14 protein-coding genes are annotated in these 16,082 nt (G+C 64.2%); 7 read left to right on the top strand and 7 right to left on the bottom strand.

What is annotated here, in order from left to right; genetic code table 11:
* Nucleotides 1-1,262 precede the first annotated feature (1,262 nt).
* From ACWEJ6_RS52030 to ACWEJ6_RS52040, 3 genes are read left to right on the top strand one after another with little or no spacing between them, the layout of a single operon-like run.
* The gene (locus ACWEJ6_RS52030) at nt 1,263-2,492 is read left to right on the top strand and encodes a bifunctional DNA primase/polymerase (protein ID WP_452433050.1); all 1,230 of its coding nucleotides are present in this window, start codon (nt 1,263-1,265) and stop codon (nt 2,490-2,492) included.
* Entirely contained in the window at nt 2,489-4,015 is a 1,527-nt protein-coding gene (locus ACWEJ6_RS52035) for a DNA primase family protein (protein ID WP_452433052.1), read from the top strand. Before ACWEJ6_RS52030 ends, ACWEJ6_RS52035 begins: the two co-directional genes overlap by 4 nt.
* A complete protein-coding gene (locus ACWEJ6_RS52040) occupies nt 4,012-4,413 on the top strand; it encodes a DUF6009 family protein (RefSeq protein WP_452433054.1) in 402 nt (133 codons plus the stop codon). Before ACWEJ6_RS52035 ends, ACWEJ6_RS52040 begins: the two co-directional genes overlap by 4 nt.
* A gap of 475 nt (nt 4,414-4,888) precedes the next feature.
* Here ACWEJ6_RS52040 and ACWEJ6_RS52045 read toward each other — a convergent pair whose 3' ends face one another.
* The 5 genes from ACWEJ6_RS52045 to ACWEJ6_RS52065 all read right to left on the bottom strand — a co-directional run bounded on the left by ACWEJ6_RS52045 (nt 4,889) and on the right by ACWEJ6_RS52065 (nt 8,291).
* A complete protein-coding gene (locus ACWEJ6_RS52045; RefSeq protein WP_452433056.1) occupies nt 4,889-5,863 on the bottom strand; it encodes an alpha/beta fold hydrolase in 975 nt (324 codons plus the stop codon).
* Nucleotides 5,864-6,692: 829 nt separating this feature from the next.
* Complete coding sequence (locus ACWEJ6_RS52050) at nt 6,693-6,890, bottom strand: hypothetical protein (RefSeq protein ID WP_452433058.1); 198 nt, start codon at nt 6,888-6,890, stop codon at nt 6,693-6,695.
* Entirely contained in the window at nt 6,887-7,507 is a 621-nt protein-coding gene (locus ACWEJ6_RS52055; RefSeq protein WP_452433059.1) for a hypothetical protein, read from the bottom strand. The genes ACWEJ6_RS52050 and ACWEJ6_RS52055 overlap by 4 nt, the downstream gene beginning before the upstream one ends.
* Nucleotides 7,485-7,769 (bottom strand): IS110 family transposase, encoded by a 285-nt coding sequence (locus ACWEJ6_RS52060; RefSeq protein ID WP_452433060.1) that lies wholly within the window; start codon nt 7,767-7,769, stop codon nt 7,485-7,487. The genes ACWEJ6_RS52055 and ACWEJ6_RS52060 overlap by 23 nt, the downstream gene beginning before the upstream one ends.
* Nucleotides 7,770-8,120: 351 nt before the next feature.
* Complete coding sequence (locus ACWEJ6_RS52065) at nt 8,121-8,291, bottom strand: hypothetical protein (RefSeq protein WP_452433062.1); 171 nt, start codon at nt 8,289-8,291, stop codon at nt 8,121-8,123.
* 763 nt (nt 8,292-9,054) lie between these two features.
* Between ACWEJ6_RS52065 and ACWEJ6_RS52070 the strand changes: the two genes are divergently transcribed.
* The 4 genes from ACWEJ6_RS52070 (at nt 9,055) to ACWEJ6_RS52085 (ending at nt 12,480) form a co-directional block, all read left to right on the top strand.
* On the top strand, nt 9,055-9,612 hold the full coding sequence (locus ACWEJ6_RS52070) for an NUDIX domain-containing protein (RefSeq protein ID WP_452433063.1): 558 nt from the start codon (nt 9,055-9,057) through the stop codon (nt 9,610-9,612).
* 652 nt (nt 9,613-10,264) lie between these two features.
* A complete protein-coding gene (locus ACWEJ6_RS52075; RefSeq protein ID WP_452433064.1) occupies nt 10,265-10,570 on the top strand; it encodes a hypothetical protein in 306 nt (101 codons plus the stop codon).
* Nucleotides 10,571-10,942: 372 nt separating this feature from the next.
* On the top strand, nt 10,943-11,470 hold the full coding sequence (locus ACWEJ6_RS52080; protein WP_452433065.1) for a nucleoside-triphosphatase: 528 nt from the start codon (nt 10,943-10,945) through the stop codon (nt 11,468-11,470).
* Nucleotides 11,471-12,336: 866 nt separating this feature from the next.
* Nucleotides 12,337-12,480: an SWIM zinc finger family protein gene (locus ACWEJ6_RS52085; RefSeq protein ID WP_452433068.1), complete on the top strand. Its 144-nt coding sequence runs from the start codon at nt 12,337-12,339 to the stop codon at nt 12,478-12,480.
* Between the two features lie 109 nt (nt 12,481-12,589).
* Here the strand turns inward: ACWEJ6_RS52085 and ACWEJ6_RS52090 are convergent, their stop codons facing one another.
* On the bottom strand, nt 12,590-12,883 hold the full coding sequence (locus tag ACWEJ6_RS52090; RefSeq protein WP_452433070.1) for a phosphoribosylaminoimidazolesuccinocarboxamide synthase: 294 nt from the start codon (nt 12,881-12,883) through the stop codon (nt 12,590-12,592).
* Between the two features lie 75 nt (nt 12,884-12,958).
* On the bottom strand, nt 12,959-13,702 hold the full coding sequence (locus ACWEJ6_RS52095; protein WP_452433066.1) for a GntR family transcriptional regulator: 744 nt from the start codon (nt 13,700-13,702) through the stop codon (nt 12,959-12,961).
* Between the last annotated feature and the right edge of the window lie 2,380 nt (nt 13,703-16,082).

Below are 16,082 nucleotides of genomic sequence, written 5' to 3' on the forward strand. Positions count from 1 at the left end.
ATCCTCGCGGGCAGCATCGCTCGACGAACAGACACGGTGATCATGCGCGAGACAGCGGCACCAAGCCCACTCACGACCAGCGGCTGGGACGGCCTCCGAGTACCCCGACACGTTGGCCTGACCATACTCCAACACCTGCCCGCCAGCGTGCCCGTCATCGTCGACCCCACACAACGCGCCCTCTACTTCGTCGTACCGGCCGGGACCGCCGACCACTGGCGGCTCCCCAGCCAACCAGCCGCCGAAATCAGCCCACGCCTCGCCCTCCCACCAGCCCAACACCGCAAGCCACCAGGACGATACTGGCTCCTCCCACTCGCACACCCGACCCAGCACACCGCACTGAGAACACTTCGAACCGCCATAGAAGCCATATGTCAACAAACACCACCAGCATGAACAAAAACGAACACCACACACCCTCGACAACCCATAACAAGACGATGACCCACACACCGGGGCCGCAAGCCAGCGACCCCCACGAACGCCGCGTCGCAGAGCTGGCAGCTCGGCGGGCGATCCATCGCCCCCGCCCCGCGTCTAGGAGCGACCGAAGCGACTGAAGCGACTGAAGCTGTGACAGTACCGAGCCACGGCTGGCGGTATCGGCGGGCGGGTCTTGGGTGGGGCTCGGTCGCTTCGGTCGCTGGTTTGAGGATCTCAGTGCTTCGGCGAAGAGGCCTTTTCTACCCCTCTCCCGTGCGCGGCGGCTCGAGTGGCGATGGACCGTTGGAAATGGTGGCAGTTGTGTGTCCGCCGAGCTCTCAAGGGTTAGCGACTGAAGGAGGACCGCCATGATCCTGCCGTCTGCGGTCGGATGCTTGTGCGTCGGTCGCTTGAGTCGCTGCATAAGTGCGGGGGTTAGGGCGGCGCCTCTGGTCCTGACGCGGCACTGTTGGCCAGGAGACAACCCAGCGCCGCGGAGACTCTGTCTGGGCGGAGCGACTCTAGACTCTTCAATCGCTGACTTCGAGCCGCTGGGAGAACGCGCAGGTCAAGGCTGCCCTAGCGCTCTGTCGCAGCGACTGAAGCGACCGTTGGAGGAACATACGTCAACGCCAGAGGCGGTTTTTCTGGCCGTCATAAGTATGAGTGCCAGTCGCTTCGGTCGCTGTCTCCGCGTCCCCGCCCAGATGGGGGGCTTGTCCTGCCTGACAGCGACTGAGTCGCTCAACCTTCACTCCGTCCCGGTCGCTCTCCGCCTCACGCCACGCGGCCACAATCATCAGCCTCGATCTCATCGTCCGCTAATCTGTTGTGCCATGTCCGAGACTCGGTCGCTTCGGTCGCTCAGCTCCCGCGCGGCTCTAGCGCTCGATCTGACGTCCCTACGACCCCTCCTCCCCGCGACTGGCCCCGCACCGACGAAGAGAAAGGGCACAGTGACTCCTCCTTCACCCCCTCTCGCGGAGGCGTCCAGTGCTCGTGCGAGCATCCCGCGATCTCTAAGGATCGCCCGCTGGTGCGCGGGTCAAGGCTGGCCGGTCCATCCACTGGCTCCCAGACGCAAGACGCCAGCCCGCAACTGTGAGAACTGCCATGATTCGAGCCATCGTGGTGACACGTGCCCTTGCCTTAGGCAAGGCCGCTGGTGCCATGGCTTTCATGCCGCGACCCTGAATGAGGACCTCATCACAGCGTGGTGGTCGCGCAACCCGGGTTTTGGCGTCGGTGTCGCCTGCGGCGCTGCCGGCTTGGTGGTGATCGATATCGATGCCCACGCCGCCGCAGTCCCACTCCGCGACAAGCTACTGCCCGGTATCGCCATCCACGACAAGGTCAACCTGACCGGCTTGGCCACCGGTTTCGATACCGTAGCCCTGCTCGCCGCGCTGCGCGGCGTCACCAGCCCGGCCGACGATAGCGCTACGCTGCGGGTCCGCACCCCCTCGGGCGGCTTGCACGTCTGGTATCAGACCGACCCCGCCGTCGCCTTTCTATGCTCCACCGGATCAAGCGCCGGTCGCGCTCTGGCATGGCAAGTCGACGTACGAGCCCATGGAGGCTACATCGTCGCCCCCGGGACTCACACCCACGACGGCACCTATAGTCTCGTGGGAGACTGCCAAGTTCCTGCTCCCCTCCCGATGTGGCTGGCCCAGGACTTGACTCGAACAGGACACCTACGCCCCGCTCCGCCAAGTAGGCAATCAGCCGTGAGCCCTCTGGTCCCGGAACGAGGCCGCCTAGCTGTGGTCCAGGCCGGCGGTGAAGATCCAGCGATGCGTGTCCTCAAGCCTTTGCTGGCCGATGTCGAAGCATGCGCCGCCACGCCGGAAGGCGCTGCCTTCAGCGAAAAGCTCAATCGCGCCGCCTACACCGCTGGCGGTCTGGTGGCCGCCGGCCATCTCTCTCGCGACGAAGCCGAGCGCCAGTTGACAACGGCGGCCAACTTCGCCCGCCCCGGCCAGTCCCTTCGAACGGCAAGAACCATCAACAGTGGTCTAGTCCGAGGCGCCACCCGGCCTCTTCACCTCCGAGGACACTCATGACTTTCTCCTCACGTCCAGGAGGATTTGATGCGCGGGCCGCGGCCCAGGAGATTTTGGACCTGACAGAGCTCGCAGACGTTCCTCCGGCCGCCCCCGCGGCCAGCCCGCCATCAGTCTCAAGCTATGCCAGCGCCGATGGCCTGCTTCCCGAATCACTGACCGACCGCGGCAACGCCAAGCTCTTCGTGCAGCTGTATGGTCGCGACTTCAAACACATTCCCGGGCTCGGCTGGTATCGATGGGCTGACTACCGCTGGGTACTGGACGAGAGTGACGCCGTACTGTGGGCCGCTGGAGAGATGGCGGAACGGCTCGCCCACTTCGACGTCCGCAACCGTCACTCAGCGACTGACTTGCGCCGCCATAAGAAACGCGCCCTGTCCACCTCCGGCATGCACGCCATGCTCCAGCAGGCCAAGGCGGCCCCGGGCATGGCACTGAGTGCCACACAGCTCGACGCCGACCCATACGCCTTGTGCACTCCGGGCGGTGTCGTCGACTTGCGCACCGGCCTGATCTCAGCACCGGACCCGGAGAAGCATCTGCACTCCCGTTCGGCCACGATGGCGCCCGAAGAGAGCTCCATCCCCCGCTGGGAGCGCTTTCTCATCGATACCTTCGGCGCCGACGCCGAAGGCAGGCAAACCGTGGACTTCTTGCACCTGTTGCTGGGGTATTCCATCTCCGGCGATGTCGGCGCCCAGGTGCTGCCCTTCCTGTTCGGGGCGGGCAAGAACGGTAAGTCGGTCCTGCTCGAGGTAATGCTGCAGTTGCTGGGCGACTACGCCGACGCCGCTCCCCCAGGGTTCCTCATGGCCAAGTCGTTCGACGGTCACCCGACCGACCTGGCCGAACTCCACGGTCGGCGCATCATCGTCTGCTCGGAACTCAAGCCCGGCGACCGGTTCGACGAAGCACGCGTCAAGCTCCTGACCGGCGGCGACAAGATCAAAGCGCGGAGGATGAGACAAGATTTCTTCAGCTTCGACCCCACGCACCACTTGTGGCTGCTGGGCAACCACCGCCCTGAGGTGAGTACCGGCGGCTTCGCCTTCTGGCGTCGCCTTCGCCTGATCCCGTTCGAGCGCGTGGTTGCCGAAGAACATAAGATTGACAACCTTGCACGCATCTTGGTGAATGAGGAAGGGCCCGGCATCCTCGCATGGTTGGTCGCCGGCGCCCGCCGGTATCTGTCAGGGGAAAAGGACTTGTCAGGCCCACAACGGGTACGTTTGGCCACAGAGTCCTACCAAGTGACGGAGGACGCGTTGGGGCGCTTCATCGCTGACGCGTGCACGCTAGACGCCAGCAAGCGTGCCGAGCAGACAAGCCTGTACACCGCATACACTCGCTGGTGCGGAGCCGAAGGAGCCACCCCCGTGTCAGCCCGTAACTTCGCCGCCCGCATTCGTGACACCTTGAAGATGGCCTCACCCAGGGAAATGGTTCTGTCCAACTCGCGCAAGTTCTATCCAGGGATCGGACTGATCAACGAGCTTCACGATGAGGAGGCGCAGCGATGAGCTTGATCAACGAGGCCGCGCTCAGTCATGAGATCGAGTTGGTCTGGCTGGAGAACCCCGAGACCCTCGACTATGTACGCCAGAGCCTGGACAGACTGCCCACCCGACGGGGCAGGCCCGCCTACCACCGTGACGGCCGCATGGTCGGCTACGCCATTCTGGGCCGAACAGCGAAGGGCGCCGCGGCCTCAGGGACTTTCCACCGCCGCGTGTTCTGGCTCGCCCCCCACGATCGCGACACCATGCCCAACGGGGAATACAGCACAGGCGCTCCATTGGAGTCGGTCGATCCGCGCACGCTCAGTCCGGGCCAGCCCGGACACAAGACCGAACGGTCCGAAGGCGGCCCAGCCTCTCCGGCCATGGTGGCCCTCGGCATCAAATTGCCTAAGGCCTGACAACATCTGGCCCTGGAGCTTGGGTTGAGCAGCAGTAAGAAGGCCGAGTTAGCGGCCGGGGCGTGCCTTGGGATGTTGTAGCGGCGTTTGCCCAGAGCGCTGTCGCTGAGCCTGCGCTCGACGCCCAGGCCTGCGAGGTGGTTGGAGGCCTGGCGAAGGAGGCCGGCACGGGGCCGGACTTCTCGTCGGGCAGGACTTGGCGGCAGGCCGGGCGGGTGGAGTCGGCGATGGCGGAGTGGAGGTAGCCCTAGCCGGCGGTGGGAGTGTGGTGATGGCTGCGCAGGCCGCCGCCGGCCGGGATGCGACCGGGCTTCTTTATCGCCGATGTGGATGAGTGCTCCGGAGCCGCTTGTGTTCGTAGCAGTCGCGTGAGCCGGCCGGTGGCGGTGGTCGGCGTCATAACTCGCCGCCTCACCGACGAATCCGCTTCGACGCGGCGAAGCGCCAGAAGCTGCGCCCAACCCCGCTCACGGGATCAGATGCTCACTCGGGCACGACCGCGCCTGACCATGTCGCAGATCGCCTCTGTGACAAGTTCTGGCTCGTCATGGTGAATGTAGTGACCGGCCCGCGCGGCCACGACGTGCTTGGAGTTCGTGGATAGCGTCGCCAGGTCCTCCTGTAGCTTGTACCAGGCCTCGAACGGGACACTCGCCTCAGCGTTACCCGGGGCACGGGTGAGCACTGTGAGGGGGATGGCGCCAAGCGATCGGCTCCGGCGGCTGACTTGCAGGGCGATTGGTGTACGGAGAGCGGCCTCCCACCAAGCGGTGCGCCGCTGCCGATCGTTTAAGTCGAAGGCCACAGCCGCGCGGGCGAATTCGGACGGAACCCGCCCCGCGTCCACTCTGGAGATCCCCAGGTCCCTGAAGAGCCGGCGTATGCCGAACCACTGCGTTCGGCCCAGCACTGCCCACTTGACGGTTCGCCAGTGATAGGCGGGCAGCGTGGTGTGCTGTGCCGGATGACTGGAGTCGACCAGCACGATGCCTGCCACTTCATCCGGATATCCCGCCGCGAACATGCGGACGATGTATCCCCCCATCGAGTGACCGACCAGCACGTACGGTGGGTCGATGCCCGCCTGATGTAGCGCGGCGCGCAGATCGTCGGCCGCGTCAAGCTGAGCCATCGGTTTCCAGACGGCGTCGCTCCAGCCGAGCCCCGCCCGATCGAAGATGACCGTCTTGGTCTCCCGGGCAAGCGACGGGAGTAACGTGGCGAAGTTGATGGACGAGTCGCCACACCCCGGGACCAGCACGACCGCTGGACCGCCTTCGCCTTCGATCCAGAGGTGGACGCGCCGGCCACCGACGTCCATCATGTGGCCGGGCGGCGGAAAGCGACGACGGTCCCGAACCGACCCCCATGTTTGGTACATGGCACTGGCCATGGCCAACGTGGTAGCGGTGATGGCCGCGGCGGTGAGTGATCGCGTGAACATGCGCATGGCCTTCAGACAAGCAGTCACAAGCCCATGCGACACGTCTCCATCCGGTCGCATTCACCTACCGAGCCATGCTCGGAGGGCTAGCGTCATGTTCCTGGGCGCCGTGCGCGAACTGGCCGCCGAGAGAGGCGCGCGCCAGCACCGACGCGAAGGCTCCGGTCCCCGCTACACCAAGCGCCCTGGTATCGCTCGTCGAGGGCCTCCGCCTCCTCATGCGGCGGGCCGTAGACGACGTCGACGTCGATGGGAATGAACCAGCCCAGGCCGATGCCGGGGATGCGCCTAGCCAGTTCGACCTTGTTGAGCGCCCTGACCGTGAGAGCCTCACGCAGCAATTGAGAGGGGACGGGGCGTGATCTAAAGGCCCCGCCTCGTCCAGCCACCCATCCCGAAACAGCGAGGCGGCGACCCGGTCGCCGACCTGGAGCGCGCGAGCCGGGGGCCTGGTCGGCTCGACGTGAGCGGTGACCGCTGGAGTGCGAGCTACTAGACGGCAGTGCCGATGCTCCCCACGGCGGGCGGAAGCTCCTCGCGGACCTTCACCTAGTGAAGGCACGCCATGCCGGGGCCTCCAGGGGCAAGACGTTCTGCTCGCCGCGGAGGGTGAAACGGGTGCTCTTCACCGGTGATGGTCGTCAATGCCGCTCCACTCCGGTGCGAACGCATCGGGCGGATCGACGACGAAGGCGGGCCGAGACGTGACCGTACTCGACCATCGTGAGCAGTGTGCCGCCCCGGCTTGGTCCTCGCGAATCGGGTCGAAGATTGTCGTTGTCTAGGCCTCGACGCAGGGATGTGCCGATCCCGCCGAGGGATGCTCCCATTGATGTCAATCGCCGGGGCCGTGATCGTTCGTGGTGATGACCTGGTAGGGCTCGCGGGCGATGTAGCGCTCGAGGCAGCGGATGATCTCTTCCTTGGACAGGCCGTCTTTGGTGCGTCGTTGCATGTAGGCGCGGGTGCGGAGGTTCCAGCGAATGCGGACCAGCGCGGTGCGGTAGAGGGCGGCGTTGGCTTGGCGGGTCACTGCCGTGGTTGAGACGATGCCGGATGGTCTCGACGGAGGAGGCGGGGATCGGACGACGCGGCAAGCATGGCGAAGGCGGCCTCCGGACTGAGCCGGTCGTGGTTGTCTCCGGCGGTGACCAGGAGCTGGCCGGAGGTGTCGACTCCGAGGCCGTACGCGGCGAGCGGGGCGGGGTTGATGGCGGCCACCGGGGTTCCAGCAGCTCGTCCGGGGCGTTGATCTCCGTGGTGAGCTGCTGGCGGCGGGCCAGGCAGGCCAGTGCGATCGTTGTGGCGGTGGCCGGGTCGCCGACGTGGTCGTGGGTGTGATCGGGGTGCTGGGACGGCGCAGGTCGTGATCAGCTTGCCGGTGGGAACGCCGCGTAGCCCAGAGCGCGGATCGTCGGGAGCGGTGACGATCAGAGCTTTGAGCTGCCGTTGGGTGTCGGCGCGCTGGTTGATGGTCGAGCGGCGGGCGACGCGCGGGTAGCACGGCGCTTCGAGCTGGCCGTCGTGCTGCTTGGAGGTGCCCGTCCGGTCCCCGGATAGGGCGGGCTTGGCGGCGTCGACGGGATCGATAGGGTCGGACTTACCCTGGAAGCGGCGCGTCTCGCGGTCAGGCCGGTCGATCTCGTTCACGTCGATGTACTCGTGCTTGGAGCAGGCGGGTCAGCCCTGCTCCGTAGACGCCGGTGCCTTCGACCCCGATGCGGTTTAGGTATCCAAGGGCGCGCATCCAGGCCAGCGGGGCGGTGTATCCGGCTGGGGTGGCGCGGAACTGCTCGGTTCCCAGGACCCGCCCCACCTCATCGAGCACGGCTGCGGTGTGGGTGTCTTGGTGGGTGTCCACGCCGCCGGTGATGTCGGCGATCGTCGCGGTGTCGGGCGTAATGGAGGTCATCGTCGTCCTGTCGTCTTGACCGGGGGCAGGGCGGCACGCGCCAACCAGGCAGCGGTGGACTAGACGGTGATGGGGCCTCTGGCCAGACTCCTATGAAGGGAAAGGCGCCGCCTCTGGTGAGTGCGCGTGAGCGCTTCCCGGTCAGGGCCGACAGATCCCGTTGAGGACCTGAGGTCAATCAGAGGTTGAGTCAGACCCTGTCGGGAAGCGCTCATCTCCATCATCACTGTCAGTGGTTGACATGTTTCTGGGTGATGATCGTGGTCTCAGCTGGCGACGAGGTCTCGATCGTCTCGTATCGGTAGCTCTCATTCTCACTCCGTGACCAGTCCCTATCTTCGACGCCCGGGATCAGTCAGGTGGCGGCTCGGCTGGTGGGCCGTACTGCTCAGCCATGCGCTGGGCCTGCTCGGTGGTGAGAAACGGCACCGTGACAACGCTGCCCTCGGCGGTGGTGATCTGCACGGAGGTCCCCTCGGAGGTAGTGATCCGCACGAAGGCGTCACGATCTGCCAGATCCATAACACGGACGGTAGAGAGGTGAACGCTGTTCGGCCAGCGAAGGCGCGAAATCCCCTTCGTCATGGGGCAGCGGCGCTCTTGCGCTGCAGGGGGATGATCAGGTCGCCTGGTCGACGGCTTGGACGAATGCCGCCGTGGCCACCGTCCGGCCGTATGCGTAGTCACCGCCGCCAGGGCTCGGCACCGCACCGACACCCGACTACAAGCCCCACTCACCCCGCCCAAGCACCATCCGCCAACCCCGGCCCGCCCCGCCGAAAGCTGTGTGGATCAAGCGTTCGTTCAACGCCCCTACCGGCCACACCGACGCTGGAACACCCTGCCCATCGGTCGCCCTGGCGGCGCCGCCGCCCAGCCGCAACCGCTGCTCCATCACCGAGCTCGTCTGACCCCCACGTATATCCAGCTCGACTTTCGGATGGCGGCTGCCGTGGTGGACCCGCGGCGCGGCGGCCAGGACCGGAGCTGGTGAACGCCATGCCGCACCGGCTATCGTGAAAGAGCTCGATGCGATGCCAAGGGGGCTCACCGAAGCCGCTAACCGTCGGCGAGGCTCTCGCGAGCGCCATCGGCCCATGGCGATGGCGGGCACGCCTGCCGGGGGTTGGTCCCGGTAGCAGCCGCATGACACGCATGCAATACCGGGCGAGCCGTTGCGGCTTGGCCACGTCCATCGCGCCGGTGTTTTCACGGCAGGACGAGCGGGCCGGGGTCGGCCGGTATTGGAGGGTTCCGCCGATCCAGCCGCACTACGCGCAAGTAGGTGCGGGCGCACCACCATCGAAATCGCTCGGAGAGGGTGACATTGGCAACATCACCATCGCGGCCGGAGATCAAATTCGCACCACGAGAGATCTTCGAGCACATCCTCGAGTGGTCAGTCATACCCACCTTTGATCTTATCGTAGAGATGCCAGAAAACGCCGGGATAGTCCTCGTCCGGCGAACTATCGCCCCGTACAAAGACCTCTGGGCTCTACCCGGCTTGCGGATGTTCAAGCCAGAGAGTATCGATGACACACTTACCCGCATCGCAAGAGATGAGCTATCTGTTGAAATCGATGTGAGCCACAAAAGATTTCTTGGCCAGTACGTGGGACGCTTCACAACAGAATGTCAGCGCCAGGACCTTTCTTCAGGCTATACGGTAAAATCCGTAAGCAGGGAGCTGGGGCTCAATTTGTCCCACTTTTCGGACTATCGACTGATCAAGACATGGGAGGAAGTTCCGCGTGATATCGGGTCCATGTATCTCTACTACCTCTCGCTCTATTTTGGCCATCCGACTCGTGGAAACTACGACGCGATAGCATCGCACTAGCGTGATCCGCCTCGGAGTTTCCGATGCAAGTCGTACGCTGATTCTTTGTCGCATCGGGTCCACGGGCTGTCGAGATAGCGCCTCCTCAGGAGGAGCGCATCAACCTATCGCGCCGAGCGGCATGTGGGTCGAACGCCCATCTGGCCGACAGCGCTGTTCATCTTTGGCCAGCGCGGATGATCTCCGGTCCACGATGACTGTCAGCTTGAAGGTGAACACGGCGGACGGCGCGCAAGTCACGTTCCCGGTTCGCGGTTGACCGGCCGGCGGGTCAACCCGACGAACCGGAGCCTGGCTCACGCGGTGCCGGACTAGCATCTCATCAGCGCCTGCACGGACACACGGTGGTCCTGGTCAGGCCAACACCCAGGCCGCGGTCACTCTCAAGCACTGCTCATCACCGTCCCCGACGAGCTACACGCGAGCAGTTGAACGGCCTGTCGAACAGCGCACTGATGGAGCGCCGCGCCGCTCTGCGTCCAGGGCCTGTGACCAACACCGTGGGACTCGCCAAGCACGCCCCGGCGCCTCGGTCCGCCGCTGGCACAGCCTGGATCAGGAGATCGAAGAGCATGACACGCCACCGGAGCGGCTGACCGCCCAGCGGGCTCCCGAGATCGTCAACGCCTTCGGCATTGGCACAGACGCCGGGGTGCTGATCGTCGTCGGCGACAATCCCGACCCTATCGGCCGCCAGGCCGCCCCGGCCAAACTCGCCGGCATCGTCCACCACGGCGGCCACCACCAGCTCAGCGCTGCGCTCTATCGCGCGGCCATCGTCCGTGTGCGCTTCCTGCGGCCCACCATCGACCTTGACGTCCGGCACGCCGCCGACGGCAAGACCGAACAAGATTATCCGCCGGTTCAAGTGCTACCTGGCCCGCGAGATCTTCCAGACCATCAAATCCGTCCACGCCCAACTACGGCAACTCCACGAACCATACACGCGTCAACGTGATGGCCAAGTCGTTCTTCAGCGTCCTCGATAACGACTGGCCGCACCACATCCTCTCCACTACCCGAGCCAACGCAAGACGGCGGATCACCCGCTACATCGAAAGGTTCTACAACCACCGGCGCCCGTATTCGGCGCTTGACTCCTGACCACTGCTCGAAATGCACAACGAGTCCCTTCAGACCCCGGCGGCGGCGTAGGCTTCGCCCACAAGGCGGCTGTCAGGACTCCCCGTCCCCCTTAGACAGAAGCCGGAGATCTCCGCCCAACGTCGACGAGCGCCTCGCACACGATGCGCGCCCCCTCGCCTTCAATCGGCGGCGCTGGTCGCTCGCGGCCGCTCCGGCATGAGTGGCTTCCCTACGCTGAAAGGACATGATGGCTAACACAGTGCTACTCACAGGAGAGCCCAAGATCGGGAAGACCACATGCGTGTGCGGCTATGTGGACAAGTACCCCGGTTGTGGTGGACTCATCAGCGGGGAAATCCGGGCGGGCGGGCGGCGTGTGGGTTTCGGCATGCGAAGCTTGCTCGACGACTCCGAAGCCGTCCTGGCCCACGTCGACTCAACCTCCGACATCAGGGTGGACAAGTACGGAGTCAACCTGGGCGCACTGGACGACTTCGCCACCGCGGCGCTGCGGCGCGCCCTCATCTCGCCGGAGGTCCACACGATCGTCGTCGACGAGATCGGCCCAATGCAGGCTTGCTCGGAAGTCTTCCGAGAGGTGGTGGAGGCTGTTCTCGCATCGCCCAAGAGAGTGCTTGGCACGATCGCGCTCGGTAGCCATCCGTGGATCGACCAGATCAAGGGGTTTCGGGACATCAAGTTCGTCAAGGTCACGACGGACAACCGGAACGACATCCCGTGTGACATAGAATCATTTTTCAGCCGGGAGTGAGCGGTGCGGACGCCAAGGACTCAGGACTTGAAGGCCAGCATGTCAACAGGCCCCGTCATGGCGTGAGACCTTGTTGACGATCAAGTCACATGTGATGATAGTGGAGCGAATTCTACGAGCCGGAGAAATCCGCGGCCATGAAGAGGGACACGCGATTGCGACTCTCTGACCTGAGCGTGTTCGAACGCGGCGCTCATCGTGTTGGCTTCACTGACTCTTAATCATCTGCCACCCATCTTTTTAGCCAGACATTTCGACGCCGCCCGCCAGGCGCCCCATGCCTAACCGGATGCTGTCGAGGTCGAGGGAGGGGAATGCTCTCCAATGGGCATCGGTAGGGTGAGGGCGCAGCGGCCCTCCGGCGGTGCGCGAACCGATCTGTTGATCCGGAACGATTTGAGGCAGTCCCTCCATCTTGTTTCCGTGGGTCTGGAGCGCGGCTGGTGGCGAGTAGCCCTGTAGCTGCCGCAAGGGCGCGGCGACCGGCGGCTGAGCCGGGCCTGTGGACGCGATGCCAGTCCTGCTCAAGAGAGCCGAACAGCGCGGTTTAAAACGCTCAGTGATCGCTTACGGTAGGCACATATACGCCGATAAAGGGTTAAAACCAGAATCAAGGCGCCCGAACAATCCGAGCTCCCGACGTGCCGCTTCTCGCGGATATCGAGGCCTGACTGGCGTCAGTCCTCATAGATGGAATGGAGTTGAATCAAGTGCGTGAGCGAGGTGAGGATACAGAGAACGCGATCAGCTGGAACTCGGCATCCGCAAAAGAGACGACGGATGCCGTCATGGACCGAAAACGCCAGAAAGCAGAGAGATACATTAAGGAGCCGTGGCGGTTCAGGGCACGGTCTCTGACTCTCGAGATGGAATCGCGGCACGGCAAACGTCTGATCGAATTCTCGGCAGAATCCAGATGGGAGTGCACTTGCGACTTCTTTGGTGAACGTAATACGTGCAGCCATATCATGGCCGCGGAAACAGTATTCGGGCCATGGTTGGCTGATTGATGGACGTGGGGAACGCGCTATGATCTTTTGCGCCTGACAGCTCGCCAATGTCACGGCAAAGAGGGGACGCGCGTGTACAAGCGTCGACAAAGCGGTGCCGTTATCGCTTTCAGGCATACTGACACCGACGCGCGCTGGTCAGCCGGGAGACTTGTAGGCCCATGCCCGCTAGATAGCCGCCGGTGATCCTCTTCATCGCAAACATCTGCGATCGGCGGACGCGCGCAGCGCGACCGGCCCACCCGGTGGGCAGGTCCGTCGCGCTGATCGCGTCATCGGAAGTGAGGTCGGCGAGCTGATCGAACCACCACAGCCACAGCTGTGCGAGGACTCTTCCCTTGTCAGGAGCGGGAGCGAGCAAGGCGATATCGTTGAGACTGACGCGGTCCGAAACGACCAGGATGAGCTCGGCATGGCGGCGTACACGTCACTGACCCTCGCCGGAATGGATCAGTTCCAGCGAACGAGATTCCTTCGCTTAGCCGATCTCGAACTCGTATGACTGCCAGCGCCCTGCGGCCGCCACGTATTCGCCGTACTCCACCACGCGACCGTCGCCGTCACACATCCAATTCCGGCCTCGCAGGACAGGGGACCCGACAGGAATGCCCAAATCTCGTGCATCCTGCTCAGTGGCGCCGCCGGCGGCACTCTGCTCTCGCGAGGTCTTGATCGCCCGGCCCGTGATCTCCTCCACATAGCCGAACGTGCCTTGCGTGATCCGCTCAGTCCGCAAGAGACGAGGTGCGTCCTCGGCGAGCTGGCCATCGAACCAGGAAGTAGAGGCGGACACAGGTTGATCGCCGCGGTAGGTCACGCGTTGCCGGCGAATGACAGGGGCGCCTTGCGCGAGGCCGAGCGAGTCGGCAACGTGCTCAGGTGCCTGGACCAGGGATGCGGTCAGGATCTTCGCGTGCTCATGGGGGGGATAGATCCGGCCCGTTCGGCGCATGGATTGTGCGCGATCTGTTGGTGTATGGGAGGCGTTGGCCGTGTTGATGACCGTTCCGACACCCGCTACCGCACGTGTGAAGCCTTCCACGCGCAGCGTGGTCAGTACCTGCGTGGCAGTGGCCGACGCTATGTTCCAGTCTCTGCTGAGTTGGCGCGCTGGGGGCATCGGGTCGCCATCCTGGAGCTCGCCTCGTTCAATCTGGTCCTTGATGTGACGGACCACCTGCAGATATGGGGGGCCAGGTTGCTGGGCCTGGGATGCGGCCAAAGCTCCTCCTGATCGCAACGGGTAAGCATGGGGCCAGCTCCAGCGTACTGGCACACCACAGGAAACAGGGAAGTTATCGGGAGTTACAGTAAGGTCTCCTGGCAGGCGAAATGCGGACGAAGCCTGCCGATACTGGCCGGCGCGCCTTACTGTCACGACGCGGTGTATCTCCCGCTCTCTCCAAATGATCCGTCTGTCATCGATAATGTGCGTTTCGCCGGTCAGCAGAAAGTTGGCATCCCAAGGATGGAGCGACACCACACCAGGCGTTTGGGAGAAGTCAAACGGCGGAAACAGACACGGAGCCTCTGGTGGATGAGTTCTCACCCCAAGAATGCTCAACCGAAAGGCTCCGCGTGATGGCGCGTCATGCCACGCTTGACGTCTCTCGCGCACCGGATCACCACATTGCTCGCTCGACGCACGCCGCCGGCTTGACATTCCCGAGGTTAATCGCGCGTCAACCCCGTCCGGACGGACGGTGCGGTCCCCGCGCTGGTTCCCGTCGCAGGGTCCGGTATCCCGAACGTGGATGTGATCAGCGCGGCGCCCAAACCGCGGCCCATCCCTCCAGCGCCGAGGGAATCGCCCCTCTCGCAGGTCAAAGCCCCTCTACACCGAACGCCGAATGCGACCTTGCTGACCGGCGGCCCCATGCGCCCTCGACGGCGTCAGCCCCCTCGATCGCCGCTCCGCTCCCAACCGACTGTTAGCGTCACAAGCATTTCCATGGCCGCCGAGTACTCCAGTAAGGCTCACAGCACGTAGGCGGCGTCCAGGCGCCGCCCACACCTAGGGGCCGGCGACAACGGCTCACCAAGGGCACCCCCGCCGTGCTCTACGACTGCACCACCGTGCCCCGCCCACATCACGGCGCGTCGACAGTGACCTTATTCCACTTTGACGGACACCATCGTTGCGTGTCGGACGGCGTGAGCGGCCTCGAAGTCGACAGGGCTACGGTAGCCCAGGTTGCTGTGCGGTCGACGGAGTTGTACCAGCGCTCGATGAACTCGGAGATAGTGCTACGAGCGGCAGCCCGGATGGGCTAGGGGCGATCGCCAAGGAGCTCACCGAGCGTGGCGAAGAACGACCCCGCCAGCGCGTTGCCCCAGAACTGACCGCTGCGACCGACCGACAATCGCACCCCGAGCCGTTCGGCCAGCTGAGTGTAGGCGGCACCTGGACATCCCTCCAGAGAAGAGCCCCTGATCTCGGATGTCCTTCAAACCGGATCAAGCCCACAGCGGCCACAACAACGCCGGAATCGGGCCTCCACACACCGATCAAACGGCCCAACACCATCCAGGCCCTCACCCTGGGCGGCCGATCCGCAATCTGTCCCGTTCCGCTCCGCTGCGGCCCCGAGGAACACGGACCTGTCCCTGCTCGAAGGCCGCCCACGGCCCCGCCGACACATCACGCTCACCTCAGCGCGATCAGGGAGGCCTTTCACCTTAGGGTGAGCTCGTGGTTCTGCGGGACGGCGATCACCTTGCGTAGCTGTCCTGCCTTGTGCGGGCAAAGGCGGAGCTTGCTGAGAAGGCGCCAGCTCTTGATCCGGGCGTTGACGCGTTCACCCGGTCCCCATTGTGGTGATCAACCGGTCTACCAGAGGTTTCGCCATGTCATCAGGCGAGCGTCAACATCGCGATCACCCTGTGATCAGCAACTCACCGCACGGGGATGAAACGGCTCGGGCTTACACCTCCATCTCCTGCAGACCTGGACCTCCGAGATGGTGATCAACTCGTAGCCTGAGGCCCCTGTCGGAGGCAATGTTTTGGAGTGACGATGGCGCGAGCAGAAATGCGATCGGAGGCATAAATGGCGAATCGTCGGAGGACCTGGGACAGTGAGGCGCGTAAGGTCTTGCTGGTCTGGAGCTGCTTGGTGGTGGGCTGGTTCCTGGCATGGCTGGTCATCGACCTCGCCAGCGAAGGGCCGGCGAGGCTCACGAGGACGTATCTTTTCGCACGGCTGATGGTGTTCGTGGTCGGTTGGTTCGGGGGGACGCTGGTGATTCGTTGGTGGGCACGTCGGGGGTGATCGAGAGCCGGCGCTGCCCCGGGTCGATGCCACGGGTATGAAAAGGCTTCGACGACAGAACAGCATCCAAGCCTCTTTTGGTGACGGCGTTGATTTGGGTGATCGACCCGTATACCAGGGGTTCTTCGCATCTTCAGAACGAACGCAGGGCTCGCGATCACCCTGTGATCAGCAGACGCTCGCGGAGGATGAAGCGGCTCAATGACGTGATCTCAGCCAATTGCCGGTAGGTAGTTGTGCTCGAAATGGGACGGCCTTGCGCACCTGGGCTCTGTGCTCGACGGTCGTTAATCCGCTGCTGCTCTCGGTCACGCTGCACCTCGAAGGCGTT

It is taken from the genome of Nonomuraea sp. NPDC004702 (assembly GCF_053601695.1).